This window comes from Streptomyces alanosinicus, from assembly GCF_014650595.1.
In the GTDB taxonomy this organism is placed as follows: Bacteria; Actinomycetota; Actinomycetes; order Streptomycetales; family Streptomycetaceae; genus Streptomyces; species Streptomyces alanosinicus.
Window position 1 is genome coordinate 100,415 of the sequence record NZ_BMVG01000020.1, and the last position, 26,557, is coordinate 126,971.

General features: G+C 67.0%; 23 protein-coding genes and 6 pseudogenes. 10 read left to right on the forward strand and 19 right to left on the reverse strand.

The window, feature by feature from the left end; translation table 11 throughout:
- Positions 1–328: 328 nt before the first annotated feature.
- Entirely contained in the window at positions 329–556 is a 228-nt protein-coding gene (locus IE277_RS30855; RefSeq protein WP_189956991.1) for a hypothetical protein, read from the forward strand.
- Between the two features lie 1,204 nt (positions 557–1,760).
- Here IE277_RS30855 and IE277_RS30860 read toward each other — a convergent pair.
- The 3 genes and pseudogenes from IE277_RS30860 to IE277_RS30870 all read right to left on the reverse strand — a co-directional run bounded on the left by IE277_RS30860 (position 1,761) and on the right by IE277_RS30870 (position 3,774).
- Positions 1,761–2,660: a Vgb family protein gene (locus IE277_RS30860; protein WP_189956992.1), complete on the reverse strand. Its 900-nt coding sequence runs from the start codon at positions 2,658–2,660 to the stop codon at positions 1,761–1,763.
- Entirely contained in the window at positions 2,657–3,313 is a 657-nt protein-coding gene (locus IE277_RS30865) for a CatB-related O-acetyltransferase (protein WP_189956993.1), read from the reverse strand. The genes IE277_RS30860 and IE277_RS30865 overlap by 4 nt, the downstream gene beginning before the upstream one ends.
- Positions 3,314–3,380: 67 nt before the next feature.
- Positions 3,381–3,774: pseudogene (locus IE277_RS30870) on the reverse strand (VOC family protein).
- A gap of 138 nt (positions 3,775–3,912) precedes the next feature.
- Here IE277_RS30870 and IE277_RS30875 point away from each other — a divergent pair.
- Complete coding sequence (locus tag IE277_RS30875) at positions 3,913–4,506, forward strand: TetR/AcrR family transcriptional regulator (RefSeq protein ID WP_189956994.1); 594 nt, start codon at positions 3,913–3,915, stop codon at positions 4,504–4,506.
- A 73-nt stretch (positions 4,507–4,579) separates the two neighbouring features.
- On the opposite strand, the gene IE277_RS30880 is transcribed toward IE277_RS30875, so the two are convergent.
- From IE277_RS30880 to IE277_RS30910, 6 genes and pseudogenes are all read right to left on the reverse strand, one after another.
- Entirely contained in the window at positions 4,580–4,942 is a 363-nt protein-coding gene (locus IE277_RS30880) for a hypothetical protein (RefSeq protein ID WP_189956995.1), read from the reverse strand.
- 77 nt (positions 4,943–5,019) lie between these two features.
- A pseudogene (locus tag IE277_RS50145) lies at positions 5,020–5,943 on the reverse strand (IS630 family transposase); the annotation flags it as partial.
- Between the two features lie 547 nt (positions 5,944–6,490).
- Entirely contained in the window at positions 6,491–7,261 is a 771-nt protein-coding gene (locus IE277_RS30895) for a transposase family protein (protein WP_189956996.1), read from the reverse strand.
- Between the two features lie 40 nt (positions 7,262–7,301).
- Positions 7,302–8,743, reverse strand: a pseudogene (locus IE277_RS30900) (NF041680 family putative transposase).
- Between the two features lie 156 nt (positions 8,744–8,899).
- Positions 8,900–9,289 carry a VOC family protein gene (locus tag IE277_RS30905; protein WP_189956997.1) on the reverse strand — a complete coding sequence of 130 codons (390 nt, stop codon included), beginning with the start codon at positions 9,287–9,289 and terminating at the stop codon, positions 8,900–8,902.
- A 229-nt stretch (positions 9,290–9,518) separates the two neighbouring features.
- Positions 9,519–10,511: a substrate-binding domain-containing protein gene (locus IE277_RS30910; RefSeq protein ID WP_189956998.1), complete on the reverse strand. Its 993-nt coding sequence runs from the start codon at positions 10,509–10,511 to the stop codon at positions 9,519–9,521.
- 125 nt (positions 10,512–10,636) lie between these two features.
- On the opposite strand from IE277_RS30910, the gene IE277_RS30915 reads away from it, so the two are divergent.
- On the forward strand, positions 10,637–11,254 hold the full coding sequence (locus IE277_RS30915; protein WP_189956999.1) for a TetR/AcrR family transcriptional regulator: 618 nt from the start codon (positions 10,637–10,639) through the stop codon (positions 11,252–11,254).
- A 92-nt stretch (positions 11,255–11,346) separates the two neighbouring features.
- Here the strand turns inward: IE277_RS30915 and IE277_RS47790 are convergent, their stop codons facing one another.
- Positions 11,347–11,706 (reverse strand): transposase, encoded by a 360-nt coding sequence (locus IE277_RS47790; RefSeq protein WP_229882088.1) that lies wholly within the window; start codon positions 11,704–11,706, stop codon positions 11,347–11,349.
- 318 nt (positions 11,707–12,024) lie between these two features.
- Here IE277_RS47790 and IE277_RS30925 point away from each other — a divergent pair, with 318 nt between their 5' ends.
- Positions 12,025–12,729 (forward strand): hypothetical protein, encoded by a 705-nt coding sequence (locus IE277_RS30925; RefSeq protein WP_189957000.1) that lies wholly within the window; start codon positions 12,025–12,027, stop codon positions 12,727–12,729.
- Between the two features lie 303 nt (positions 12,730–13,032).
- Complete coding sequence (locus tag IE277_RS30930; RefSeq protein ID WP_189957001.1) at positions 13,033–13,404, forward strand: hypothetical protein; 372 nt, start codon at positions 13,033–13,035, stop codon at positions 13,402–13,404.
- Positions 13,405–13,580: 176 nt separating this feature from the next.
- Here the strand turns inward: IE277_RS30930 and IE277_RS47795 are convergent.
- Positions 13,581–13,811: pseudogene (locus IE277_RS47795) on the reverse strand (IS630 family transposase); the annotation flags it as partial.
- Between the two features lie 428 nt (positions 13,812–14,239).
- On the opposite strand from IE277_RS47795, the gene IE277_RS30935 reads away from it, so the two are divergent.
- The gene (locus IE277_RS30935) at positions 14,240–15,763 is read left to right on the forward strand and encodes an alpha/beta hydrolase (protein ID WP_189957002.1); all 1,524 of its coding nucleotides are present in this window, start codon (positions 14,240–14,242) and stop codon (positions 15,761–15,763) included.
- On the opposite strand, the gene IE277_RS49730 is transcribed toward IE277_RS30935, so the two are convergent.
- From IE277_RS49730 to IE277_RS47810, 4 genes and pseudogenes are all read right to left on the reverse strand, one after another.
- A complete protein-coding gene (locus tag IE277_RS49730) occupies positions 15,751–16,404 on the reverse strand; it encodes an IS3 family transposase (protein WP_373310933.1) in 654 nt (217 codons plus the stop codon). The genes IE277_RS30935 and IE277_RS49730 overlap by 13 nt on opposite strands.
- Positions 16,378–16,686: pseudogene (locus tag IE277_RS47800) on the reverse strand (NUDIX domain-containing protein); the annotation flags it as partial. The gene IE277_RS49730 and the pseudogene IE277_RS47800, both read right to left, overlap by 27 nt.
- 107 nt (positions 16,687–16,793) lie before the next feature.
- A complete protein-coding gene (locus IE277_RS47805; protein ID WP_229882089.1) occupies positions 16,794–17,093 on the reverse strand; it encodes a tetratricopeptide repeat protein in 300 nt (99 codons plus the stop codon).
- A gap of 121 nt (positions 17,094–17,214) precedes the next feature.
- Positions 17,215–17,853 carry a helix-turn-helix domain-containing protein gene (locus tag IE277_RS47810; protein WP_229882090.1) on the reverse strand — a complete coding sequence of 213 codons (639 nt, stop codon included), beginning with the start codon at positions 17,851–17,853 and terminating at the stop codon, positions 17,215–17,217.
- 219 nt (positions 17,854–18,072) lie between these two features.
- Here IE277_RS47810 and IE277_RS30950 point away from each other — a divergent pair, with 219 nt between their 5' ends.
- Complete coding sequence (locus IE277_RS30950; protein WP_189957003.1) at positions 18,073–18,336, forward strand: hypothetical protein; 264 nt, start codon at positions 18,073–18,075, stop codon at positions 18,334–18,336.
- Positions 18,337–18,886: 550 nt separating this feature from the next.
- Here IE277_RS30950 and IE277_RS30955 read toward each other — a convergent pair.
- Positions 18,887–19,282, reverse strand: a complete 396-nt coding sequence (locus IE277_RS30955) for a winged helix-turn-helix transcriptional regulator (protein WP_189957004.1) — start codon at positions 19,280–19,282, stop codon at positions 18,887–18,889.
- A gap of 54 nt (positions 19,283–19,336) precedes the next feature.
- Between IE277_RS30955 and IE277_RS30960 the strand changes: the two genes are divergently transcribed.
- The 3 genes and pseudogenes from IE277_RS30960 (at position 19,337) to IE277_RS30970 (ending at position 21,858) form a co-directional block, all read left to right on the forward strand.
- Positions 19,337–20,014: an NAD(P)-dependent oxidoreductase gene (locus IE277_RS30960; RefSeq protein ID WP_229882091.1), complete on the forward strand. Its 678-nt coding sequence runs from the start codon at positions 19,337–19,339 to the stop codon at positions 20,012–20,014.
- Positions 19,939–20,551, forward strand: a pseudogene (locus IE277_RS30965) (helix-turn-helix domain-containing protein); the annotation flags it as partial. The gene IE277_RS30960 and the pseudogene IE277_RS30965, both read left to right, overlap by 76 nt.
- Before the next feature lie 224 nt (positions 20,552–20,775).
- Entirely contained in the window at positions 20,776–21,858 is a 1,083-nt protein-coding gene (locus IE277_RS30970) for a protein kinase family protein (protein ID WP_189957005.1), read from the forward strand.
- A gap of 152 nt (positions 21,859–22,010) precedes the next feature.
- Here the strand turns inward: IE277_RS30970 and IE277_RS30975 are convergent, their stop codons facing one another.
- From IE277_RS30975 to IE277_RS30985, 3 genes are read right to left on the reverse strand one after another with little or no spacing between them, the layout of a single operon-like run.
- Positions 22,011–23,381 (reverse strand): cytochrome P450, encoded by a 1,371-nt coding sequence (locus tag IE277_RS30975; RefSeq protein ID WP_189957006.1) that lies wholly within the window; start codon positions 23,379–23,381, stop codon positions 22,011–22,013.
- Positions 23,378–24,757 (reverse strand): cytochrome P450, encoded by a 1,380-nt coding sequence (locus IE277_RS30980; protein ID WP_189957007.1) that lies wholly within the window; start codon positions 24,755–24,757, stop codon positions 23,378–23,380. The genes IE277_RS30975 and IE277_RS30980 overlap by 4 nt, the downstream gene beginning before the upstream one ends.
- 4 nt (positions 24,758–24,761) lie before the next feature.
- Complete coding sequence (locus IE277_RS30985; protein WP_229882092.1) at positions 24,762–26,537, reverse strand: hypothetical protein; 1,776 nt, start codon at positions 26,535–26,537, stop codon at positions 24,762–24,764.
- Positions 26,538–26,557: the final 20 nt, after the last annotated feature.

The following is a 26,557-nucleotide window of genomic DNA, read 5'->3' on the forward strand; positions in this document are numbered from 1 at the left end:
CCTGACGAGCTTCTTTCAGCATGCGTGGAAAGTCGCGGCCCCCAATCCGGCCACCAGGCGCTCCGTCTTCCTTCTGACGTTTCGCAGCGAAGTTGGTCGGACGGAAGCCGGTGACCTGAGCGGACTGGAAGAGGCAAGCTGGTCTGGAAGGTCGACGGCCCGCGAGCTGGGCGTAGGGCGTGATCTCCGAGCCGTCTGGTGTCGATCACTCGTCTGCCGCGGCCGGAGGGGAGCCGGTGCTCTCGGCAAGCGACTGCATCCTTTGGCCTACTGTGTTTTCGGCCCTGTGGAGGACGATCTTGCGGCACTGCCGCGAGAGGGTTGATCCGTGCGAACAACCATCGGATACACCGTCGAAAGCATCGGCTACGTCGTGGGAGCGCAGGGGCTCGTCAGCTTCGTTTCGCGGACCTTCTTCGGCACGGAGTGGGGCTGGATGCACAAGGTCGTCGATCTTTCGTCCACCGCTTACCTCGGCATCGCCGTCGTGGGGCTGGCGCTCATCGTGGGCGGGGTGAAGGCGCGGAATGCGCCCGAGCGTCAGGAGGCCGCCTGACCGGCGGGCCTTTCAGCCCGCGACTGCCATTTCCGTGTCGTAGCGGTCGAAGCCCGCAGGCCGCCCGCCGCGTGCCCCGTGCAACTTGTCACAGAGCCGGCAGTGGGTGGCCCGGTCCCCGGTGCGAACGCCCGCGCGACCAGACACTGTCGGGGTACGAGCTCATGTGCGGCACTCGGTCCCTGAGTGGCAACGACCGTGGACTTCCAGGCCGAGCCGTATCCGGCGCCCGCCCGCCAGTCCTGCGAACTGCCTCCACGAGCCGTTGGAACTGGCACGGACGAAGTCGGTGAACACTTCAACGATGGTGCAATGCCTCACGGAGATCGTCTGCGCCACCAGACCAGCACGCATCGGCCCGCTCGGTCACGAGACAGGCTTTGAGCTGCCAGCCCCGGCAACCACCCCGAGGGACAGCTTCACCAGGCCGAACAGCGTCTTGGAGTCAATGCGGTGCTCGGGCTTGAGCCCGCGGGCTCCAAGCAGGTCCCCCCCCGGTGTAGAAGACCGTGGCGGCCGCCGGCACCGCGGCGACGAAGGCCGGCACAAGCACGCGGCCGACGGGTCACAGGCGTAGCCGGCGTGGCTCCGTTCGGTGCCGGAACGCAGGTACTCCCATACCGATCAAGACTGTTACCTGCGCCGGCCGGTTGCGGTTGCGTGCCTGGAGGGAGTCCGACGGCGCGGCCATGGTGCTTGGTGAAAAGGCTGGCCTTGCCGTGGCCGCGGTAAGGCCAGCCCGAGTACGTAGAGATCGAGCAGCTCTCGGGCAACGACCTCTTGGGCGTCGTGCCGGGCGCCAGACATCTTTTGGCCGGGCGCCTCGATCAGAGTGAGTAAGCGGACGGGGTGAGGCGGTTGCCGGTGACGATTCCGGCGAGGACGAGCCGGTCGGTGGTGGCACCGCGGAGTCGGTGGGTGGCCAACCAGGCGAGTTCGTTGATGCGCTGGGTGCCGTTACTGGTGGTTCTCGGAGTGAGGCCGAGGACGAGGAGCTGTCCGAAGGGGGCGTTGGTGTTGGTTTGGTGTACTCGGCTTCCTGGGTGAGGGATTCACCCTCGATGTGTGTCCGGCTGTTGTCGTCGATGTCCTGTTTCATCTCGGTTAGGCAGCGGAGTGGTCCGAAGTGGACCATGGCGTCGGAGCGGCCCTTGCCGATGTTGATGGGCTCGACCTGTACGACGCTGTACAGGGGCCGGCCCGGTCAGGTGGCGCTGTCCGCTGGGGTGATGCGGGCGAGTGCGCCGATCTCCAATGCGGTCCATACGGCGCCGTCGGGACCGACGGCGATGCCGTGCGGTTCGGAGTGAGGGGTGGGCAGGTCGTGGACGGTGAGGGAGCCGTCGGGGGTGATCGTGCCGACCCGGTTGCCTGCCCATTCGGTGAACCATGCGGTGTTGTCGCTGTCGACGGTGACGGCGTGCGGTCGGGCGGTTCGGTCGGGCAGCGGGAACTCGGTGATTTTTCCGTCGGGGGTGATCCGTCCGAGCTGACCGGCGGCGATCTCGACGAACCACAGGGCGCCGTCACGGCCTGCGGCGATCCCTACCGGCGCTGCAGCCTCCGTCGGCAGGGGGTGGATGGTGACCGCACCGTCCATGCCGATCCGGCCGAGGGCGTTTGCCTGGTTGAGGGTGAACCACATCGCGTCATCGTCACCGGCGGTGATCGCTGAGGGGAACGCGCCTGTGATGGGGAGCGGGAACTCGGTGATGCGGCCGTCGACGGTGATGCGGCCGATGCGGTCGGCGGCGGTCTCGGTGAACCACAGGGCACCGTCCGCTCCCGCCGCGATACCGAACGGCCCGCAGGCGGGGGTGGGCACGCTGAATTCGTCGATGACGCCGTCGGTGGTGATCCGCCCGATCCGGTGCGCCCGGTACTCGGTGAACCACAGGGCGGCGTCGGGGCCGGGTGTGATGACGGTCGGCCCGCAGGCGGGGTCGAGCCGGTGGCTCGTCGGCTCCCCGCCCGGGACGAGCCGGCCGATCCGGCCACTGTGGACGAGGGTGAACCACAGCGCGCCGTCCGGTCCCGTGGTGAGGGAGTACGGTCCGGCCGCGCTGTCGGCCACCGCGTGCTCTTCGATGGACACCTGGGTCACAGGGACTTCCCCCCAATATGCTCGGCGGCGATGCGGACTATGTCTTCCGGGGATCCGGACATGATGCTGCGGGCGTGTTCGGTGACGAGGTCGACGGGCCAGTCCCACCAGGCGGCGCGCAGCAGTTTGTCGACGTCGGCGTCGCTGAACCGTTGTCGGATCGCCCTGGCCGGGTTGCCGCCGACGATCGTGTAGGGCGGAACGTCGGCGGTGACCACGGCGCCGGCCGCGATGATCGCACCGTCGCCGATGTGTACGCCGGGCATGACGGTCACCTGGTGACCGAACCAGACATCATTGCCGATCACGGTGTCACCGCGGCTGGGCATGGACGTGACGATATCCAGGGTCTCCTCGGTCCAGCGGCCGCCGAACATGGTGAACGGGAACGTGGAGACCCCCATCGTCGGATGTTCCGCACCCGCCATCAGGAACCTGGTTCCCGTGGCGATGGCGCAGTACCTGCCGATGACCAGACGCTCGGGGCCGTACGCGTACAGGACGTTGAGGTGCTCGAAGCCGGTCGCGCCGGTCGGGTCGTCGTAGTAGGTGTACTCGCCCACGACGATCTTCGGTGAGGTGACCAGTGGTTTGAGGAACACCACCCGGTCATGCGCTGGCAGTGGGTGAACGGCGGTGGGGTCAGGCGACAACGTATGTCCTTCGGATCTGTGGCCTGTGGCCTTCGGGATGGGATCGTCTGCGGCTTCGCGCGGTGGGTCAGGCAGAGGCGGAAGGGGCGGTCCACTCCACGAACTGGATGACCACTCCGTTCGGGTCCTTGATCTGGAACAGCCGCTCACCCCCACGGCTCTTCACGCAGCGGCATGGTGATTTCGACATCCTCGGCGCGCAGCCGCTCCTCCTCGTCCTCGATACCGCTGCCGGCGAAGGCGAGAATCAGGCCGGAGGCGTGCCGGTCACGCTGATCGGTCGGCAGCACTTCGGTGCCACGTGCGAGAAGGACGATGTCCACCGCGGCATCGTCGCGCGTCAGGGAGGCGAACCCATCGGCGGCGGCCCGCTCGGTATAGCCGAGGTGGCTGGTGAAGAACCGCCGGGACGCGGCGACGTCGTCGACGGCGAGCGAGACGGCGGACGTGGTGATCTGCAAGACGGCTCTCCTCATGGATGCTTCGCGGAGCCTGCGGCACGACACGACACGGCACGGGCCGTGCCGTCGGTAGGGGAAGTGTGATCAACAGGCGGTCTCGTGTCAATACGGCACGTGCCGTGCCGGTAAGGTGGTTGCATGAGCGACAGTCGCGCCAGTCGTCACGACAACCGAACCGAAGCGATCATGAGGGCCGCGCTCGACCTGGCCCTGGAACTCGGCTACGCCAAGCTCAGCATCGAGGCGGTCGCGACCAGGGCCGGCGTCGGCAAACACACGGTCTACCGCCGCTGGTCCTCCCGTGGCCTGCTCTTCCTCGACGCGGTCCTCAGCCTGAACACCGAAGGTCTGAGCCACCCCAACACCGGCGACGTCGTGGCCGACCTGCGCGAGACGATGACCAGGGCTGTCAAGCTGCTGGCCCGACCCCCGTGGGGCCCGCTGTACCAGGCCCTCATCGGCGAAGCGCAGCACGATCCCGAGGTTGCCGCCGCGCTCAACCGGCGTTTCATCGAGCCGCAGACCGCCGACACCCTGGCTCGCCTCAAGGCCGCGAAGGAGCAGGGGGAACTCGCGCCCGACTTCGACCTCGACCTGGCGTTCGACGTCTTGTCCGGTCCTCTGTACTACAGACTCCTGATCACACAGCAGCCGATCACACACGACTACATCGACCGTGTCCTACAAGCGGTCTTCGCCGGGATGAGCCCCAGGCCGAAAACGAGCTACTGAACTTGAACTCGTGATGTCGGTCGGCTCTTGGTGTCGTACAGATAGGAGACCGTTGGACGCTGGCCGTTCGGGATCAAGAGCGTGGCTGCAGCCAGTGACGTGCGGCGGCCAGTGTCACCTCGATGTCGTCGCTCCATGAATAGACTTCCAGCCACGACAGGTAGCCGCCCTGCGCGAAGACCAGAACCTCACCGGGGCACTCGCCGGCCTCGGTGAGCAGCTGCGCTTCGGCCGCCACGATGGTACCGGCGCCGGTGGGCGCAGGCTCCACCTCGCTGATGTCGAGTTCGAAGTAGGCGGTACCGCACCCGCATGAGCAGCGCGCTCGCACGCTGAGGTGCGGAATCTGCCTTCGGAGCGCGGCATGAACCGGATCATCCACGTTGAGGACCAGCGCAAGCACGTCGGCTACGTCGGCAGGCAGGCTCTCGGTCATCCCGTCACCATATCTGACCAGCTGCTTTGGGCTCTGACCGCGCCCGCCCCACCGCCGCTCGGCCGGCCAGGCCTTGCGTCCAGGACCAGGGTGGTACCAGCGAGACAGCCGTCGATGGCCTCTGGTCGGTACTGCAGCATCTTGAGCTTGCGCTTCACGGCACGGGTGATCTGGCTGAGGTCAGCGGCGGTGAGGTAGCCGATGTCGCGCTTGACCGGGGACCAGATGCCTTCTTGCGGGTTCAGGTCGGGCGCGTAGGTGGGCAGATGGAAGACTGTGAGCCAGTCTGCGTTGGTTTCGATGAACTCCCGCAGTGGCTTGGTCAGATGCAAACGGACGTTGTCCCGCACCAGGACGATCGGACCGTCGAGCTGGATACGGGCACGGATCAGCAGGTGGCGGAAATCGCGCTGGCCGAAGCCCTTGGGGTGGTCCTTGCGTCAGGTGTACTCGCGGACGGAGTAGATGAGCCGAGACCGCTCACCGGGCTTGTAGCAGGTCATGCCTGCGATCGATACCCGGCCCGAGCCCCGGCCGCGAACGTGGACCACCCGGGTGCAGCCCCTGCGGCCCCAGGTTCTGGCTCGCGGCGGCGTCAGCGACTGACCGGCCTCGTCCTCGAAGACGATCCATCCGTCGCAGGCCGCCGCGATGCTCTTACCCGCGGTCAGACCTCCTTCTTCCATAGGTCCCGGCATCGTCATCGCGTTCGATCGCTCGCCGTGTTGGCTGCTGCCTTGACCAGCCGTGCCGCTTCAACAATCGCCACGTGCCCTCCACGGTGCAGGAGACGTGGAACATCCGGCCGATCAAAGTCTTCACCCTGGCCAACGTCCACCGCTGATCAGCCCAGCCGTGCGCGAGGGGACCGCGCTCCAACTCCCTTTCAAGCTTGACAATCTGGCTGTTGGACAGCCGGGAGCGGCCAGTCGGCCCAGACGCACTCGCTCTCGGGCGGCCCTCTCCACGTCGGTCAAACCCCCACCTTGCGCATACCTCACAGCCCCAGCAGTACCGGCCCCGGAGCCCTGGATCTGCCGAACGCCCCGACATCACCCGTTCAGGTTCAGTAGCTAGAGAGTGTCCGCCCGTGAGGAGCCCGAGCAGGAGATCGGGGTGACGCGATGGCAGGGCTGCCCGCCTCTGTTCAGTGATGCCGAGCTCGTCTGCCTGGCGGCGTACGGGAAGCCGTGGGGGACCGGGCTACGTCTGCCCCGGAAGGCGTAGGACTGGATGAAGGCTCGCGCCCGCCGCTCAACCTGTACGGCGCCACCGCGTGGTTCACGTTCGCCGACGGCCGCATCCGCAAGGACGTTGTTCCCCACGACTGGTGGTTGCAGATCAGCGACGGCGATCGCCGTCCGTTCGACCGAGCGCGTGTTGCACTCACCGCGGACGTGCGCGAGGACCGGTTGCGGGGGCGCTCTGCGGGAGCTGAGCGAGGAACTCCTTCTCCAGTGGGGAGGGAGCCTCCGAGGGCAACCGGGACTAAAGGATGCTGCCGAAGACTTGGTGGCGGCGTGTTTGGGCGATGGCTGGCCTGTTGTTTCACGCTGCCACGGCGAGGTTGTGCAGGGTGGCGACGGCCTGGACGGCGTGGTGGAGGACGTCGCCCCTTTGGCGGCAGTCGCGCAGGATCTTCCAGTTCTTCATCCGGGTGAAGGTGTGCCCGATGCGGGCCCGCACACGCCGGTGTTCGGCATTGTCTTCCTCCTGCCCGCGCAGGAGGGGACGTCCGGCTCGTCTGCGGTGCGGGACGATCAGCCCGGTGCCCAGATAGGCGCCGTCCGCGATCACCGTCGTGCCCGCCGCGACGGCCGGCAGGTTGGAGGCGCGCCAGACATGTGCGTCTGCCTTGTTGCCGGGTGCCGGCCGGGCCGAGGCCACCACCAGGCGGGTGTCGGCATCGATGATGACCTGCACATTCGCCGAGAAGCGGTAGTTGCGTGAGGAGGCTGCGACCTGCCGGTCACGGACCGGGATCAGGGCGCCGTCCACGATCCACAACCGGTCGGCGCCCGGCACCGGTCTGGGTGCCGGCTCCAGCGCGAGCAAGGGGCGCAGACGCTGGGTGACCCGGCAGACGGTGGCAGGTGAGCAGCCGAAGAGCGGTGCCAGCTGGCGTATGGTGAGGTTCGTGCGGTAGTACACGGCTACGAGTAGCAGCCGCTCGGCCAGCGGAAGGCACCACGGCCGGCCATCACCGGGGCCGTTCCCGCCTCGTTCCCGCACCACGCGCCGCAGTTTCTCGAACCGCCCCATCCGCAACCCGGTGAACGTCTCCACCCACACCGGCTCAGCCCGCAACACCCCACCCACACAGGCAAAATGCCCGCCACCAAGCCTTCTGCAACACCCTTCAGCTTGTTCCTTGTCGTCTGCTGTCACGCAGAGCGCCGAGTGTCTCGGGGCGTTTGACGGTCTTGCCCACGTCATAGCGGGTGGTGGGGTGCCGGTTCCTCGGGCCGGGTGGTCGTCCTGGCCCTGGCCTGGTGGGTTTAGGTGCACGGGCCGGACTGCCCAGGTGGGGGCGGATGTTCCTGAACCCCGCCGGACCCGGGTCGGGGTGAGCGCGGTGCCGGAGCGTGTGGCCTTCTCCCAGGGCTTGCGCTGGTCGGCTGCCAGCGGCAGCGCGGGCGGAGCTGAGTGTGTGCGGCGATGACGAGCCAGGTCCACCGGTCCACCGCCTGCGGGTCGCGCAGTCTGGGGCGGGTCCAGCCAAGAGACTGCTTGAACAGGCGGAACGTGTGCTCCAGGTCGAATCTCCGCAGGTAACACGACCGCACGAAGGCGACGTCGACCGAGGCGGCCCCGGTCGCGGAGGACCATGGCCAGACCGGCGGCGCGTCGCGGTCGCCGGGAAGGTGGTCCACCTTGAGCCGGATCAACGTGCCGTCGACCAGGGCGAGTTCGCCGTCCAGGTCAATCCAGGCCGAGCGGTGGGTGAGCCTGGGGCGGACCCGATCCCACGCGCGGGCCTCGGCCTTGCCGTAGCGGGGCGTGTCGTTCATGGTCACCACCGCGGGCTCCGGCCAGGTCTCCGGCTTCGCCAGGCGGAACTCCGGTCCGTGCTTCGGTGGCCGGCCGCCCTTCGGGTCGTAGACACGCGGCGGCTTCGGCAGCCTGAGCGCGCGGTCGTCGGAACGCAGGCGTCCTGCCAGCTCGACGGGAAGGTCGGACAGGAGCCGGGCCAGGCGCATCACGTCGTAGCCGGCGTCCATCACGATCAGCACGTCCAGGTCCCCGTGCCGCCACTGCCCGGCCGCGATCAGTCGCTGTACCACCTGCCGGAGCTGGCCGGCCGTGACAGCCGCGGCGTCATCGGCGGGCCTGAGGCGGACTGCGTCCAGCACCGCCGTCCACGAGGTGCGGTCCGGTGTCAGCGCGGCGACGACCGAGTACGGCCAGCCCGGAATGATCTGCGCGGCCTCTTTAGACCGGCCATAGACGTGACAGAACAACGGCGAACACGCAGCGTCCGAGCGCAGCCACGGGGAAACATCCACGGTGAGCACGATCCGCTCGTCGAAACGCGGCAACGGCAGTGACACCAGCAGGTCACGCAGCCGGTCCATGTCGACCGCGGTTGAGCGCGGCATACAGAGAGCCGTAGCCGCGGCGGTGTTCAGCGGTCAGCGACAGCTCCACCGGCGTCCTCACCGGCCCGTCCGCACACAGCAGTGCGTCCGCCAGCTCGAAGAACGCATCCGCCCGTGCGGACAGACACCCATAGAAGTCCGCCCGGAAGCGTGACAGTTCCGCGAACCCATCCCGGTTGGTTGCCCAGCCGTTCCGGCGCACTCAATCACCACGGCCTTCTTCGTGAACACCTGCATCTCGTCGCAGAGTTCAGGATCACGGAGAAAACCGCTGCCATGTCCAGCGATCACCCCAACGAGTGACCACCCCACCCGCGGTGATCAAACCCGACTGTCGTGTGTCATGGAAGTCTGGCCATCAGCCGAGGTAGTTCGCGCACCCCTCGTCGTCGAGTTCGAAGGGACCTTCAGGGATGATGCAGAACTCATTGCCCTCGGGGTCCGCCATCACCAGGAACCCGCCGCCGGCGTACTGCTCCAGCTTGCGCCCGCCGAGCATCTCGACCCGTTCCTGCTCGGCGGCGGGATCGGGAGCGGCGATGTCGAAGTGCATCCGGTTCTTGCCCGACTTGGGTTCGGCGGTCTGCTGAAAGCCCAGCCCCAGGCCGCCTTCCCGCCGCAGCCAGACGTATGGGCCCATACGGGCCACGACCGGTCTACCAAGCAGTTCGGACCAGAACGCAGCAAGCCGCTCAGGGTCTGCGGCATCGACGACGAGGGCATTGATCTGCATAGGTGAATCCGTCATGCCCCGATCCTCTCAAACGAGCCCAGAGCCGCTCAGCATCGGCTCTGGCCAGCGGAAATCAAGCTCGGTGGCATCCGCTCAAAGCGCGATGGCACAGGACACCGACGATAAGGAACAAGTTCAGGGTCTGTTGCGAAAGTGCTGGTCATAGCCAATCGGCAGGTGGCCATGACGACGACCAGTCTCGTCTTCTCGGATCGACAAGCCCGAAACGCCGTTGCCGCTCGACTCAGGTGTCGAGGAGCTCCGGCACGAAGATGTCCTCGCACGTCAGCTTTCGCTTCGACAGGCCCTGCTCGTGGTGGTAGCGCAAGAAGGTGTCGATGGCCTTGCGGTTCGCGGCGACGCCGTAGGGCCACCAGTCGTCGCCGAGCAGCCGACGGTTCTCCTCGAACAGCGTGCTGAACCACGGCGTGATGACGCTCATGTGCTGCTTCGTGGCGTCGTCGAGGTACTTGCGCTCGGCGAGTACCTTGGCTTGCGTGAAGGCGTCGTACACGGCCCGTGCGAGGCCCGGCCGATGTGCCAGTTCCCTGCGGATCGCGATGATGTGCATAGGGGGGAAGATCCCGGTGCGGCGGTAGTAGTCACGCTCCACGGACTCGTAGTCGGGAAACAGGCGGGCGACCTTCGGGGAGCCGTCCAGCACCGCCTGCGGAACGTCGACGGAGATCAGTGCGTCGATCTCGCCGGATTCGAGCATGGCGCCCAGGGTCTGGCCGTCCTCCGCGTGGCGCACGTCGACGCCGTCCGGGACGGGCTGCGGAACCCAGTCGAAGGCGGGGATGGGGTGGTTGGTGCCGCCGATGACCCAGCGGCACTGGTCGGGGGTCACGCCGTACTCGTCGGCCAGGATGCCCTTCGGCCAGATCCCGGCGTCGTGGCCGTAGAGAGCGAACTCGCCGACGGTCCTGCCGGCCAGGTCCTGCGGCTTCACGATCCCGCCGGCGGTGTTCACGAAGATCGCTGAGTGGCGGAAGTTGCGGTTCGGCAGAATCGGCAACGCCAGGAACGGCGCGTTGTCGAGGTCGACGGTGCGCAGGAAGTAGGTGAGGCCGAATTCGGCGAGGTCGTAGTGCCCCTCCATGGTGCTGCGGAAGATGTCCGACACGAGCGGTGCCGTCTCGAATGTCGCGTCCACCCCGTCGACCGTGACCCGGCCGTCGAACAGGGCCTCGGTGTGCTCGTAGGCGTAGACGCCGATGCTCAGCTTGGTGTTCATCAGTGGATCTCCTGTCCGGGAGTCCGTGAAGTGGCCTGCTTCCATAAATGAACGTTCACTTTAGAGTGTTCCCGGAACAGTGGAGCTGTCAAGATGAATGTTCATTCACGAAGAAGGAGGCGACCATGCCGCGCATCACAGCCGAGCGCCGCGAGGCGAAGCGTGCGGAGATCGTCGCTGCGGCCCGACGTTGCTTCGCCCGCGACGGGTTCCACCAGACCTCGATGCCGGACATCGCCGCGGAGGCAGGCGTCTCGGCCGGCGCGCCTTACCGCTACTTCACGAGCAAGGAGGAGATCATCCTCGCTATCGCGGGCGACGCATTCCGGCTGATCTTCGAACCGGTTGAGCGACTGGCCGAGAGAGCGGACGCCCCGTCCGTCGCGGAACTGGTGGCCGCCGCGCTCGGCACGATCAGCGGCGAGACGGTGCAGGACGCGGCGGGGCACGAGGTCGCAGTGGAGGAACTGCTGCGCTGCGTCGTGCAGACGTGGGCGGAGGTGCTGCGCAACGACGAGGTACGCGGCCCGGCCGCGGAGGGCTTCGAAAAGGTCCGTGCCACTGTCGCCGACGCTCTGCGCCGCGGCCGGGCCGCGGGCACGGTGCCCGCCGCCATGGACCCGGACCGCGCAGCCCGCGTGGTGATGGGGCTGCTGCACGGATTCCTGCTCCAGCGCGTGGCCTTCGGACTCACGGACACGGCCGGCTTCGCAGACGACCTGCACGTCGGGCTGATCTTGTGATGGGCTATGACTGCGCGAAGGCGGCGCGACACGGGCACCACGGCGGATGGACACCGGCGCATTGATCCCCGCGCCGCGCGCGTCGCGGTAGCTCACCGCGCAGTACAGGAGTGCTGGTCATAGCCACTCGTTGATGGCTGCGAACAGCGCGGTCGCGTAGTAACGGACGGCGAGTTGTCGTACCGTGCGGCGACCGCGCGATGGCGCTTGAGCCGGTTGATCCCGCACTCCACCGCGTGCCGCGCCTTGTAATCGTCCTTGTCGAACTTCGGCGGGCGACCGCCTCGGGAGCCGAGCTTCTGGCGGTTGCGGATCTGGTCAGCCTTCTCCGGGATGGTGCGCTGCACGCCGCGTCGGCGCAGATAGGCGCGGTTCGCCCGGGACCCGTAGGCCCGGTCGGCGCGGACCTTGTCCGATCGGGTGCGCGGTCGGCCCGGTCTGGCCCGCGGCACGCGATGCCGTCCGTGGCCGTCAGGCTCGGTATCGACCCCGCCGGCAGGCTCTTTTCAGAGATCCCCCTTTGCGCGCCCCGGTGGCGTGCTGGTGGGCACGGGTGAGAGTGGAATCCACGCTCACATCCCACGCGATCAGGCCCTTTGCGTCAGCCTTGGCCTGTAGCTGCTCGAAGATGCGCTTCCCAAGAAGTAACCCAGCCAGACCGCGTGGGGGAGTCCAACAGGGCTTCCCCGCACCCTTTTTGAGTACACATACTCATGCTGCCGGCTGCACCTGGGCGGCATGCTGGGGCAGACGGGGGTGAGGCGACGATCATGAAGCGGGTCAAGCAGGCCAAGACAGCGGCATTGATGCTTCTGGCGCTGGCGGTGCCCGCGTGCTCGGCGGTTGACCGGGCTGTACCGGAGAAGACGGTCCGCAAACTTGCCGGCAGCCCGGAAGCGGTGAAGACCAGGCGGCGGGCGGAAGCTGGGCTGAGAGAAGTGGTTCAGGCGTACGTCGAGCACACGCCGCTGAAACTCGGCCAGGTCGTCGTCAACGATACGTGCGAGGGCGGAACGGCAAGGGGATGGCTGGAGACCAGGGACAGCGACTTGTACAAGATCCGCTGCGGCCTGGGTATCACCGCCTACTTCGGTGCCGACCCGAAGCACATCGTGCCGGTCCTCGACGGGATCCTCACGGCCGGCGACCAGGGCATACCCGGGATCCATTTCACCCACGAGGTTGACGGACCGATCATCGGCTACTACCGGAAGCCGTATGACAGACACGACCCTGAAGTGCCTTCCCGCGGCATCGGAAGCGGAAGCCTGTCGTGGGATCCGATACGCGACCGTCACCGCACAGAACTGTTCATCAGCGAACCGACAAGCCCGTGTGAGAACGACCCACCGGTGAAACGCTGCCTCCATGAACCGGAAGCCGCTACGGTGGCCGCCATTCGCAATCAGTACGGCATGGTGTTCCAGCTCGACCTGGGCACCACCTACTTCAAGATCATGAAGAAGCAGCACTGACCGGAGGTGTGGCCTCCCTGCCCCTCGTGTCGCCGACACTCCGGCTCACGCTGAAGCGGCCGCGGACCGGCCGCGAAGCCAAAGTGGGCGCCTGACGGTCCGGTCTGGGAGGGCTCGCGCCGGTCTGTCTCACCAGTGGATGAGATCCAGCGGGGCGGATTACAGGAAGGGCGATTTCAGGAAGGTCGATTTCAGAAGCAGTTGTCGCACCGATCACGGTCAGCGCGTATTCGACTGTGCGGACCCCGTCGGGTGTTCCTGCAGGGGGGGCAGGGCATGGAATCAGGGGGTTACGATCCGTGTATGCGGCTTGAGGGATCAGGTTCGGTCTGTCTGCAGGTGGATGGGGTGTACTGCGCTGCTGCGGCGGCCTGCGTGGGGGTGTTCGCCAGGCCCCTGGGCGCGGCGCTGGAAGTGCCGAGCGGGTTTGTGGTCGGCGCGGCTGTCCTCACGGCAGGGTGGGCGGGGTTGTTGCTGTTCGCTGGGTCCCGGCTGCGACTGCGTGCGTCGCTGCTCGGCGTCCTGGTGGTCAACGTCGTCGTCGCCGTACTGGTCGGCGTGCTGGCGATGACGCGTCCCGTGGACGCGGTGTCGGTCCTCCTGCTGGCTGTGGTCGTGGAGGTAGCAGGTTTCGCCAGTTGGCAGGCCGCCGTGCTGCGCACCGGCGTTCACTGAGAAGGCATGTTCCTGTCGACCGTGAGGGCGGTTCTGATCGAACGGGGGCCCTGGGTCGGTGATCTTGGCCGGGTGGATGCATGAGAACAGGACCCCTTGGTAGCTCGGGGTTGCAACCACTCAAGTACCAGGAAGCCCTGCGTTGTTCCAGTCTTGTGTGCCGGTCCCTGTGCCGTCTACTGACGTTGTCGCCGTGATGTCGTCAGGTGAGTCCAGTTTCGGCGAGACATCCGTCGATGAAGGTTGCTGTGGTACTGGATCTGGCGGAGACCGTGTCGGAGCGTGCCGATGAGGTGGTCGGGGTCGGCGAAGGCGGTGTTGGCCTGGCGGCTGCGCCGCAGCAGGGACCGGACGCCCTCGACGGGGTTGAGGTCCGGTGCGTAGGCCGACAGGAAGTAGCAGGCGATCGAGATCCGCCAGCGTGAGATCCACCAGCGTGGTCACCGGACCGTCCGCGCACAGCAACGCGTCCACGAGCTCGAACAGTTCGTCCCTACACGGTCGCGCAGTCGAACAAGTCGCCCCCGAAGCGTGACGCCATCGCGAACGGCTCCCGGAGGGCATCGTGATGCAGCAGACTCACTCCCCCACGGCCTTCGTGGTGGTCAAGTGCCTCTTTGGTCGGAGCGCAGGATCAGACGGAGGCCGTGTTCACGTTCCCGGAATCCTCGTACGAGCGGAAAGCTTCGGGGCGCCTCAGGCCGCTGTGCCGGCTGGGGTTCGATTGGGGTTCGATCAGGGTGGTCCCTGATAGACGATGCGCCGAGCACGGGCAAGGATGACGAGCGTGACAAGCAGAATGCGCACGCCACGCCCCGCGATGACGGGCCGGTCGTTGAACCAGAAGGTCGTGACCCTGAAAGCCAGGGCGATCGGAGCGGCGGTGCTCGCCACCGCAATGTTGACGATGCCCACCGCGACTGCCGCCGCCGCGGATCCCGTCGCTGCCGCTGACAATCCGGCGTCGTCCCTGAACTGGTCGGCGTGCCCGTTTCCCGACTCACCGGCGGAACTCCAGTGTGCTTCCATCCAGGTGCCGGTGGACTATGCGCACCCACACGGATTGAAGGCAACCATAACGGTGGACCGGCTCCGGGCGAGCGGCGCGCATCCGGTCGGTAGCCTGTTCTTCGACCCTGGCGGCCCCGGCGGTTCTGGGACGCAGTTGGTGCACGCCGAAGCCCTCGGGGCGCACGTGTTCTCCGCTGCCACCCGGGAGCATTTCGATGTGATCGGCCTGGACCCGCGCGGTGTCGGACTCAGCAGTCCGGTCCGCTGCGACCCCGCGCTGCTCAATCGGCAGGTCTCGCTGTTCCCCAAGGACGAGGCCGAGTTCCGGCGCTTGGTCGCGCGGAACCAAGCACTGGGCCACAGCTGCCGTCAACTCACCGGACCACTGCTGGAGCACGTCGACACCGTCAGCGCCGCCCGCGACCTTGAGGCCCTGCGCCAAGCGCTCGGCGAGGGAGAACTCAACTACCTCGGCCTGTCCTACGGCTCCCAACTGGGCGCCACATATGCCGAACTGTTCCCGAACCGGATCCGGACCCTGGCGTTGGACGGCGCACTCGATCACTCGCTGTCGACGGTGCCCCTGTTCAAGGACGAGTCTCACGCGTACGAGGACTCCCTCAACCGCTTCTTCGACTGGTGTGCGCACACCACCTCCTGCGCGCTGCACGGCACAGATGTCGGGCGCCTGTTCGACACCCTGGTGGCAGCCGCCGACCACCGTCCGATCCCTGCCCCGACCTGTGCCAAGGCGGGTGACTGCCGTCCGCTTGTGACCGGCGAGGACATCCGGTTCGCCGCGCAGGGCCTGCTGCTGTTCCCGTCCCGGCGCAACGATCTGGCCCTCGCTCTCCAACAGGCCGAGGCCGGCGATGCGTCTGCGCTCTCCCAGCCCGTTGCCACCGGGCCGAGCGACGACAATGCGAACGGCAGTCAGATCGCGATCGAGTGCCTAGACTGGACGACGCCGATCCGGACGCTGCACGATCTGCAGCACCTGCGACGGCTCGGGCAGGCGGTCGCGCCTCGTCTCGGCGGCGCGTCCCAGTCGTGGACGATCCTCACCGGGTGCGTCGGCTGGCCGGCACGCGTGGCGAACCCACCGCGGCCGATCAAGGTCCAGCACGCACCGACGATCCTGATCACCAATGCCACCCACGATCCCTCAACGGCGTACCCGTGGGCCCTGCGACTGCACCGCGATCTTCCCTCCAGCGTGCTGGTGACCCGCCAGGGCGATGGCCACACCAGCTACCTGGCCAAAGGCACCAGCCACACCAGGGACGCCATCGACAGCTACCTCCTCACCGGTCGGACACCGCCGCCGGACACGGTCTACGACGACTGACTCGGCTCTGGCCTGGGCTGGTTCCTCGACAACCTCGGCCAGGCCGGCATCAACCCCGCTGGCGACAGGCAGGTGTGTGATGTCACCGACCCAGGCAAGGTTGGAGGAGGATGCGGTGACAATGCGGTGACATCCTGCCGCAGCAGATCGGGCCCCCGCCTGGGCGGCGGTGCCGACATAGACGTGCGATGCCGCCGCTTCAACCTCCTTCCCTGGACGGCCTGTTGAGGAATGATCCGCTCGGCGCGCTCGCGATTCGCAATCAGGCCGTTCGCGCGGAGCTCGGCGGTGATCCGCTTCGCCCCGTACGTCCTCCCGTACGTCCTCCCGGACTCCGCGTGAACCTTGCACATCCGTCGGATGAGTGCGGTGTCTGCGGCCTTCTTCACAGCGCGCACCGGCACGGTCTTCAGCACCGGTAGAAACCCGGACGCCGACAGGGTCAACACGGTGCACGGCCGCTTCACGCCGAAGGCGCCGCGATGGTCGCCAACGAACTCGAAGCGGCTCGTCAGTGGACCATGGTCCAGCAGCCCTGCATGGGTGTGGTTGTGACCTCTCGGTCCCGGCGGGGTACGGCCCAAGCGGCGAGCCGTTCGGCGGCCTTGGTGAGTGTTGTCCCAGGGGCCGTGCGGGGCCACCCAGTCCACGATCGGCAGCCCGTGCAGGGTGACGTGGAGGCCGAGTTCTTCGACCGGTTCCCGACGGACGGCGTCCTCCGGTGCCTCGTTGGACTCGGCCATGCCGCCGGGGAGGTCCCATCCGGGTTTGTAGGTGGGGTTCACCAGGAGAATGTGCCCGGCCGGGTCACACAGGAGGACGTCGGTCGATACGCGCTTGCGCGCTTGCTTGGCGTATCCTTCGGCAAGGTAGGTGTTCCATGCGTCGGGGTCGGCTGGGGTGGGTGTCTGGGCAGGCTTGATGTGACGGTGCCTCCCGGGGCCGGTGGGATGAGATCGGCTGGCAGGAGCATTCTGGCGCGGCGCGCATCATCGAACCGCGCCAGGTACTCCTGGACCGGTGGGTACTGTCAGTGCGGCTCCAGAAGCCGGCGTAACTCGTCGAGCTGCTGCATGACCCGGACGGATCCCAGGGTCGGACTCATGCTGAGCAGGTTGCGGCCGGCGCTCACCGTGGAGTCCAGGTCGCCCCGGCGCACGTGGATGTCCACCAGGGTGATCCGGCTCGGTGCCAGCGACTGTGCCCGCCCCGTCTCCCGCAGGGCGACGGCTTGTTCGGCATGGGCGAGCGCCTCGTCGTACTGCTTGAGGTCACGGAAGATCAGTGCCGACCCACTGGCCAGCGCGGCAGTGTCGAAGGGCTCAGCCACGGGTGATCCGCAGCGGGAACTGCTTCGAGTTCGCCGTGGGCGGCCACCAGCGCGCGCGTGGCCGGGGATGGCTGAGCCGCGACCGACAGGGCCCGCGCCTGCATGGTGTGCAGCCGGGCCGTCAGGGCAGGAGTCCGGGGCCCCTGCGCTGCCAGCGGGAGATCACCGGAGTCCGGGCGAGAGGGAGCGCGCGGGAGAAGTGCTGTGCGGCGCGGTCGTCGTGGCAGGTGTCGTGGGCCGTCCAACCGGCCATCTCGGTAAGTGCCGCTGCTGCTGCGAGCACCTGCTGTCCGGTGCCGATGTCGACCAGCCGGGGAGCCACATGGTTCGACGGGTGTCGCATCACAGCCTCGTACAGTCGGCCGCCGCCGGTCTGCCGGTCCGTGCTGCGGAAGAGATCCATGGCCATCAGGTCGTCCCCGTCCGGCGGCGGCTGGTCTGCCCGCTGGTGCTCGCCTCCTGCGGGCCGGGATTCCCACGGTCGGTGGGCCAGCCCCAGCAGATGACCCGGCAGGTGGAAGGCGTCGGCGAGCTGCTCGAACAGTGCCAGCTTCTGTACCCGGCTCTTGCCGTTCATATAGTCGTACAGACGTCCCTGCGTGATGTCGACGGCAGCCGCGATCCGCCGCGTGCTGACCCCGCGGGTGTTGAGCATCCGGAACACCGTGTCCATGTCCCGCTCGGCGCACGCCGTGATGAGTCGCTCGTCCCCGAGGAGACCGGCGATGACGACAGGCGGGTCCGGTGACTGATGGTCCATCTGTAACTCCCCTGAGTGACGAGTGGAACTGATGCTAAGGCCAACTCCGTGGGGCCGACTCCATGGTGGAGTCACCTTCTGGAGTCCCTTCAGCGGTGCCCGCCGTCATTGACTGTCTGTGAGCCGCCGCCAGGCGGCCGTCCTGCCCGCAGGTTTCTTCCCGGAGGCAAGCGGGCGGGACGCCTTTCGACTTCCGTGACCGATCGCCGAGGCATCCTCATGACCAGATTCGGCACCACCGAGCAGGAGCAGGCCCTCACCCTCACGCAGGTCACCGGCCCTGGCGCGTTGGTCGACGCCCCCGCTGTGCACTTCGAGCGGCTCTCCGACCGGCAGCGCGAGGGCCGCTCCTGCCGCTGGTGCAGCGGAACCCCCGACCGACGCTTCCCGGTGCCGATATTGTGCCTGTCCCGTGCCCGGCTGTACGCGTGCGCCCCGTGCGCCGACATGTACGGCGTCCCGGCGGCCGGAGCTGACACGTGAGTGCCGCCGAGGACTTCCCGGCCGGGCTGGACCACTGGACCGACCGTGACCGGGAGGACTACGAGGCCCGGGTTGCGGACGGCGAGGGCAGCGCGCGGTGACGCCGCAACGGTGCCCCGCACAGTGGGGGTGGGGACCTCGTCCGGGACACCTTCCGGGGCTGTCAGGCCGGGCTGTGCACGGCCCCGGCCATCTCGGCGGCTCGCGCGATCTTCCTGCGCCCCGAGGACGGCGGTACGGAATGGATCGTCGCTGGCCACCGAGCCCACTCCCGGTGCTGAACCACAGGCTTCCCGTCCCGGCCAGGGGTGGGCGGGCGGGCCCGCAGGGCAGAAGCCTTACGGGCCCGCGGCACCACCGGCACGCGGGCGGCAGGCGCCCGCACTGTCCGCAACTACGCCACGAAAGCGAAGGAGAAGGCCCGTGGAGTCCAAGTCCGATATCGCCGCCGCCAGCACCCCAGCAGAGGGGTCCGAGAAGTTCACCGGTCCCGTGGTGGTCGCCGTCGACGTCGAGGACGAGGAGTAGTCCACGTCTCGCGCGTCCTGACCTAGGTGTTGCGGGTCAGGACGTTGTTGACAGGCGAACCGGTCTCCGCACGGTCTGCGCGCTCGCGGGCGTCGACGAGTTCGTCCCAGTGCTCGGCGGTCCAGGCGTAGACGTCCAGGAGGACGGCGAGGAGGCTTTGTCCGAGTGGAGTAAGGCTGTAGCCGGGGGAGTCGGCGTCGGCGTCATGGGTGATGAATCCGTCGCGGTCGAGTGACCGCAGAGCCCGGGTGAGCTCTTTGGGGCTTGTCCTCGGCAGTGCCCTGCGCAGCTCGCTGAACGGCTGAGCTCCTTCGCTGAGCAGGCGCATGACCAGCGGCGCCCACTTGTTCTGCATCCGGATCGGCAGCATCGAGGAGGGACACAGTTCGTCAAACGTCTCGGGCGAGAGCCGGCGCATAGCCCAAGTGTAGGTACCCAACCGGTAACCAGGGGCCCACTTAGCGTCGAGTACATGATGAGGATCGTGATCTTCGGAGCAGGCGGCAGGACCGGCAGCACCGCGGTGGCCGAGGCGAACGCACGTGGGCACCGTGTGACGTCCTTGAGAAGCGCGGACGCGGATATCACCGCCCCGGAAGCAGTGGCGCGGGCAGCATCAGGCCACGATGTCGCGATCGTGGCCGTGGCGCCCGCTGAGGCTGATCCAAGAGGCTTCTTCCAAGCCGCGGCAAACGGCTTGGTGACCGGTCTGCAGAACGCGGGGGGTACCCGGCTGGTCTGGGTGAGCATCGCCTCGTTGCTGCCCGGTGCCTCCGGAGTCCCGGCCGTCGACACCGACGGTTTTCCGGCGGAGTACCGGCCCTTCTCCCTGGGACACCGCATTGCGCTGGAGACGATCAAAGCGTCCGGCCTGCAGTGGACAGCCGTGAGCCCTGCGGGAGACTTCGCCCCGGACACACCACCCACCGGCGGATACGCACTCACCGGGGTCGGGGACCTGACCAGTCGAATCACCCACGCTGACCATGGCCTCGCGCTGGTCGACATGGCTGAGCGCTCCGGCATGCCTGGCGAGCATTTCGGAGTGGTCCCGCTGTCACCCGACGAGGAGGCATCCGTTGCCATGGGGGATGGCCAACGGCGACCCACCGCAACGCGCCCCTGTCGCCCGAGGGCCGCCGTCGTCTGACCGAACGCTGCGCGAGTCGGCGGATCGCCCACGTGGCGGCGGAGATGGGCATCTCACGCGCATGCGCATCCAAGTGGGTGAACCGCTGTCGCCGCCATGGTGAGCTTGGCCTGCTGGACCGTCCCTCAGCGCCTCGACAACAGCCCACGGCGGCGGCCACCGACGTGGTCGTCCGCATCGAGCACCTTCGACGCACCCAGAGGTGGTCGGCCGCAAGGATCGCCTTCGAGCTCCAGGCGGAGGGCATAGCCATCAGCCGCCGGACGGTGTCACGACACGTGAACGCCCTGGGGTTGAACCGATGCATTCATTGATCCCAGCGGCGAAACCAACCGCCAACCGCGCCAGATCACCGCACGTCGGCCAGGGCACATGGTCCACGTCGATGTGAAGAAGGCCAGCAGTATCCCCGACGGTGGCGGTTGGCGCTCGCACGGACGAGGGAGCGTACAGGCCAAGGCTGCCGAGCGTCGCAAGAGGCGAACCGAACGCGCCGGCCACGTGTATCTCCACTCCGCCGTCGACGGGTTCAGCCGCCCGCAAAGCATCAGCGAACCCAGTACGATCCGCGTCCTTCCGGCTCCCCGGAATTGATCGGGGCTTGAGGACATCCGTGCCAGATAGAGCTGGAGGTCGCCATGTGTTCCCTGTTCTCCCGAAGCTGCCAGGATCGTTTGTGGGAGTGCCTGACCTTTTCGGCGTAAGGTCGATGCCGTACGCGGGATTGTCGAAGGCCTGGTTCGGGCACTGAGGAGCCGTCGATGCTGAACCAGGATTTGCTGCGCGCCGCGCGCCTGGCTGATTACGGGACCGTGAGCACTCAGCTCTCCTTGCTGAGCGACCACCGACTCGGGGAGGTCGTGGCAGCCGCCACCCCGCTCGGGTCAGGCATCGGCGGCAGGTCGGCGGAGCTGGACATCAACGGAACGCGCGTCTTCGTCAAGCGGATCCCTTTGACTGACATCGAATTGCGCCCGGAGAATGTGCGATCGACGGCGAACGTCTTCGAACTGCCGATGTTCTACCAGTACGGGGTGGGCTCGGCCGGGTTCGGTGCCTGGCGGGAGCTTGCCGTGCACACCATGACCACGAACTGGGTTCTCGGCGACGAGTACGCGGGATTCCCCTTGATGTACCACTGGCGGGTTCTTCCTGACTCCCCTCCCGAGGGATTCACTGACGAGTTCGGGGGCCTGGAGCGGGCCGTCGCGCACTGGGAGGGATCACCCGCCGTTCGTGACCGGCTGGAGGCAATCGGCCAGTCCTCGTGCAGCCTGGTGGTCTTCCTGGAGCACGTGCCGCACACACTCGCCGGATGGCTGGCCGACCACCGCATAACTGCCATGCCGGAAGGCGGGGACGGCTTGCCCTTCCGCTGGGTGGAGGAAGCCCTGATGGACGGAGCTTCCTTCATGAGTTCTCGCGGACTTGTCCACTTCGATGCTCACTTTGCCAACATCCTGACCGATGGCCGTCAGCTCTACTTCGCTGACTTCGGACTTGCCCTGAGTTCCCGCTTCGATCTGTCGTCGGACGAGTCCAGCTTCCTCTCGGACCACCTCGCGTACGATCGCTGCTACACCGCGAGCCACCTGCTCCAGTACCACTTGCTCGACGGCGTGCGCGGTGACACGGAACGCGAAGTCTTCCTGCACGACTGGATCGCGGGCCGGCGACCTGGCGACGTCCCGCCCGAGATCACGGCCATCATCGACCGGCACGCGCGCCCTACCGTCGTCGTGGACTCCTTCTTCCACCGTCTGTTCACCGAGAGCAAGCAGACGCCGTTCCCGGCAGATGAGATCGAGCGGCAGTTGGGCGCCAGCGCCACAACCCCAAGCTGACCCTCGCCCTCGCCCTCGACATCGTCAGCGGCGAGACGGCCCTGTCTTCCCGTGCCTGCCCCAGCAGCCCGGCTACGACAAGCGACTGCGCAAGGTCAGGGAAGAGAGCCAGCCGTCTCGAGAGAGTGAGTCTTCTGGATCGTCATCAGGTTTCACTTATGTGAAGTTTCCTCCTGATCCATGACAGTCCCCCTTCTGATCAGAAGCATGCGGAGTCCGCGTGGTCTCAAAGTGATGGCCGGGGTGGGGCGGACGGAGTGGTTTCCAGCTGGTCGCAGAGTCCAGCGGTTGGCGATGGTGGCCAGGGCGAGGGAAGCCTCGGTGAGGGCGAATTGGTCGCCGATGCATTTGCGAGCTCCGCCTCCGAACGGGATGAAGGCATGAGGGGGTGGTGGTGAGGTGGTCCAGCGGTCGGGGTCGAATTTTTCTGGATCCTGGTAGAGATCGCTGCGGTGGTGGATGACGTAGGGGCTGTAGACGAGGGTTGTGCCGGCGGGGATGAGGTGATGGCCCAGGATGGTCTTTGCTGTGGTGGATCGGGTGATGATCCAGGACGGCGGGTACAGGCGTAGCGTTTCGGTGAGAATGCGGCTGGTCAGTTCCAGTTCGGGCAGGTGTTCCAGGGTGGCGGGTGAGCCCGCCAGGACGGCGTCGACTTCGCTGTGCAGACGTTCTTCGACGTCCGGGTGGTGTGCGAGCAGGTGGAGCGTCCAGGACAGGAGGTTGGACAGGGTTTCCGACCCCGCGTTGAAGTAGGTGAGGATCTGGTCTCTGACCTCGGTGACGGTCGGTAGCTGGCCGTTCCCCTCAGCTGCCAGGTCGCGGGCGTTGAGTACGGATTCCAGCAGGTCGTCGCGGCCGGTGGCGCTGGTGCGGCGTTCGACGACGATCGCCTCGATGGTCTGCTGCAGGCGTGAACGTGCTTGGAAGTGGCGGCGGTTGGCGGGGGTGGAAAGCCGCTTCAGTCGGGGTGGCGTGATTGTTCTGCGGTACATGCCCGCGAGGAGGACGTTGAGATCGGCGATGGCTTGGCTCAGAGCGACGGGAGAGAGGGTGCCGGAGAGCATGGTCTCGGCGGCGACCTTCATGGTCAGACTCAGCATCTCTGCGGGCACGTTCAGCACTTGCCCGCGCCGCCATCCGGCAGTGGTCGCGTCGATCTGGGCGGTCATCGCGTGGGCGTAGCCGGTGAGCCGGGCGTGATGGAAGGCGGGCTGGGCCAGACGTCGTAGCCGCCGATGGATGCTGCGGGGGGAGGTGGTGATGCCGTCACCGACCGCTTCCCGGACCGCGTCGATGACAACACCACCTTTGTCAAAGGTACGGTCGTCGCGCAGGACATCCCGGGTCAGTTCTGGGTCGCAGATCACGATTGCTGCGGCCGGCCCGATCCGGATCCGGACCAGATCCCCATGGCGGGGAAGGGACTTGAGGAACGCGAGGGGGTCACGGACCAGGGACAGTGCATGGCCGAGCAGGGGCAGCCCTCCGGGCGCGTGAGGGACCGTGGCCTGGTCTGTCATGACCGTTCCCCCGGCTGTGCTTCACGTGCAGTGACGCGGATCGCCAGCGTGCTCGGTGGTTGGATGAGGATGCCCGCGACCTCTCGGACGCGCCTTGGAACAGCGGGCTCGAAGCGCCATTTGGCTACGAGGGCGGCCAGCACCACGTGCATCTCGGCCATGGCGAGCGAGTCGCCGATACATTGCCGGTTCCCGACGCTGAAGGGGATGAAAGAGCAGCGGGGCAGGGTGGCGGTTGTGGGGCCGGCCCACCGGTCCGGATTGAACACACCGGGATCGGGATACAAGGCCGGATCTCGGTGAAGCGTCGCCGGGCTGTACATGACCTCCGTGCCCGCGGGGATGGACGTACCCTCGATCTCGAGGGCTTCACTGGCATCGCGCATGAGCAGCAGGTTGGGTGTGTAGAAGCGGAGCAGCTCGTCGATGAAGGCGCGGGTATAGGTCAGTTCCGGAATGTCCTCCGGCTTGACCGGACGCCCGCCGAGAATCCGGGCGGCCTCTTCTTCCAGGCGCTGGGCGATGGGGCGCTGAGTGGACAGGATGTGCAGGGCCCAGGAGAGCATGGTGGCCATGGTCTCGACTCCGGCTATGAAGATCGTGATGATCTCGTCGCGCAGCTCGTCGTCACTCATGAGCCGGCCGGTGTGCGGATCCGGCGCGGCAAGCAGGAGAGACAGCAGGTCGCCTCGGTCGGACGGGTCGGCCCGGTAGGCTTCGATGAGTTCCTCGGTGGTCCGCCAGAGGTGTTCGCGCGTGGCTTCAAAGCGGCGGTTACCGGGGGTGGGCAAGTTTTTGGTGAGCTCGCCGAATCCGAGCACCCGCCAGTTCACGCCGTCGGCAATGACGGGGAGCGTTTCCTCGATCGCGATGGCCATGTCCCGGGCCAGCTCGCCCGAGAACAGGATGTGCGAGAGCAACGCCCCTGTGAGATGCCGCATCTCGGGCATGACGGTGAGAACGGCACCCGATCGCCAGGACTCGATGTGACGGTACGCCACATCGCTCATCTGGGTGACGTACTGGGCGATCCGCTGCCGGTGGAAGGCCGGCTGCATCGTGCGCCGCTGCCGGCGGTGGGTGTCTCCATCAGAGGCGAGGATGCCGTTGCCGATGAAGGGGCGGGATTTTTCGAACAGGCGCCCCTTGGTGAACTTCCCGGCCTGAACCTGGAGAAGCTGCCGAAGGGCTTCCGGGGAGTTCAGGACGTAGGCCGGCCTGGTGCCCAGATAGATCCGGACGACGGGCCCATGGGACCGGAGGGACTGCACGAAGGCCATCCGGCCGGGCAGGGCGAGTTGGAGTAGATGGCCGAACAGCGGCAGCCTGCCGGGGGCCGTGACAGCTGGGGAGCATGAGTGAACGGGAGCGGTCATGGGGTCACCTTTCGACCTCGTGGGCACGGTCGCCGGCGGTCTTCCCTGGCTGCGCTTCGATGAGGCTTCCCAGCCCGATCGCGAAATACATGCCGCACCACCACTGCTCCATCACGAGACTGGCAATCGCCCTGCAGTACAGGTCGCTGAACGCGCATGCGTGACCGGACCGGACGACGGTCGCAAAGTTCGCGCAGTACGCGCTGTCCATGTAGGACAGGAAGTCCGATGACGCGATCTTTCCGTCGCGCAGGAGTGTGGGAACGACGTAGGCGTAGATGACGATGTCCAGCGGGAGCACGCCGCTGTCGACGGCGTCGCATACGGCGGTGTGCAAGGCCACCTGCCCCGTGTGCCGATCGCCCGCCACAACGACCTCGTAGGACAGGAGACGGCGGGGCACGGTCAATGACGTTGTGTCGGCCGGTTCGCGCGGCTCTAGATCGCTCGTGTAGCAGTCGGCGAGCTGGCAGGCCTTGTAGAGGTCCCGTGCGGCGGCCTCCGCGCAGGCGCCGACGGCGAGTGCGTAGTACCGCCACAGATCGTGGCGGTGGTTGCACATCTCCCAGAAGCACGTGCCGATCGTTCCCATGCACGCCGCGTACCGGTCGGGTCTTACCGTGCCGTCCGTGGTGAACTGAGCGTTGATCATCCACACGGACCGCTCGTAGCATTGCAGAAGCGCCGCCGTCGTGACCGATCCTCGCGTCATCGCAAGGACGCTCTGGTTGCACTCGTCGTTACGCAGATCAGGGCCGAGATCGACCCAGTCGTTGGTCACCCCGGTCAGCATCATGTCGTCCCGGCCGGCCTCCCCCTCCACGAAGGAGAGGAAGTGGGCCCAGGCACCGCTGTCCTGCGCTTTGAAGTCGCGCCACCAGTCGCGATCGCGGTGCACCCAGGCCGTCAGTCCGTCAGTCGGCCTCCTGCGCAGTATGGCCTCGTGCTTGCGTTTGGTGTCGAAGAACGCCATCGAGCTGGTCATGTGCAGCCTGCGCACCTGAAGCTCTGCGGACAAACCATCCATGTCCCACAGCCGGTTCAGGTCTCGCAGTATCTGCTCGGCACGCCGTCGGCCGAACGTTGCGGTGTCCACGTTGTATTCGAAATAGAAGGTGTAGTCGAGCATGGACAGATAGTCCTGGCGCCAGTCCTGGTAGTCATTGGCCAGGTGTGCCATCCACCAGGCACCCATCGCGACGCTCGGAAGCGAAGCGACACCCGTCAGGCCGAACTCGCTCATCACCTCGGTCCACAGCGGATCTGTGCAGATCCAGGGGTGCGACTTCGTGGTTCTTCCCTCGTTGGCGCCCGTTCGCGCTCGGGCGAGGATGGCACCTGCGGAGTCGTCGCTCATCTCTATGGGGGCGGGCCAGATCAGAGAGCCACCGGGGCGGGAGCGTGCCTGGTTGATCGCTGTCAGCAGCGTGCACGCATGCTCAGTCATATCGCTGCACGCCCGGTTCCAGGGCTCGAATCGGGCACCGAGACTGGCCGGGTTGTCACGTAGCGTGCGCTGTGCGGCTTGAGGATCGTAGCTCCACCGAGTTGTGCCCGTGTGCGCGGCCGGTATCCGTCGCGCCTCTGCGACGTGTTCGGCGAGCGGCGAGCCTGCCACGACGTTGCGTGTCCATAGGACGCCGAACGGATCCGCAGGTGTCTGAGGTGATCCGTTCATGCCGATGACGGGCTCGGCCGGTCCGTCGACGTGCACGCGCACGCACACCTCCGGCAGGACCCGGGAACTGGTAACGCTGGGATCCTGGTCCGGGATCGTCACCTGGGCTCGTCCTTTTGGGG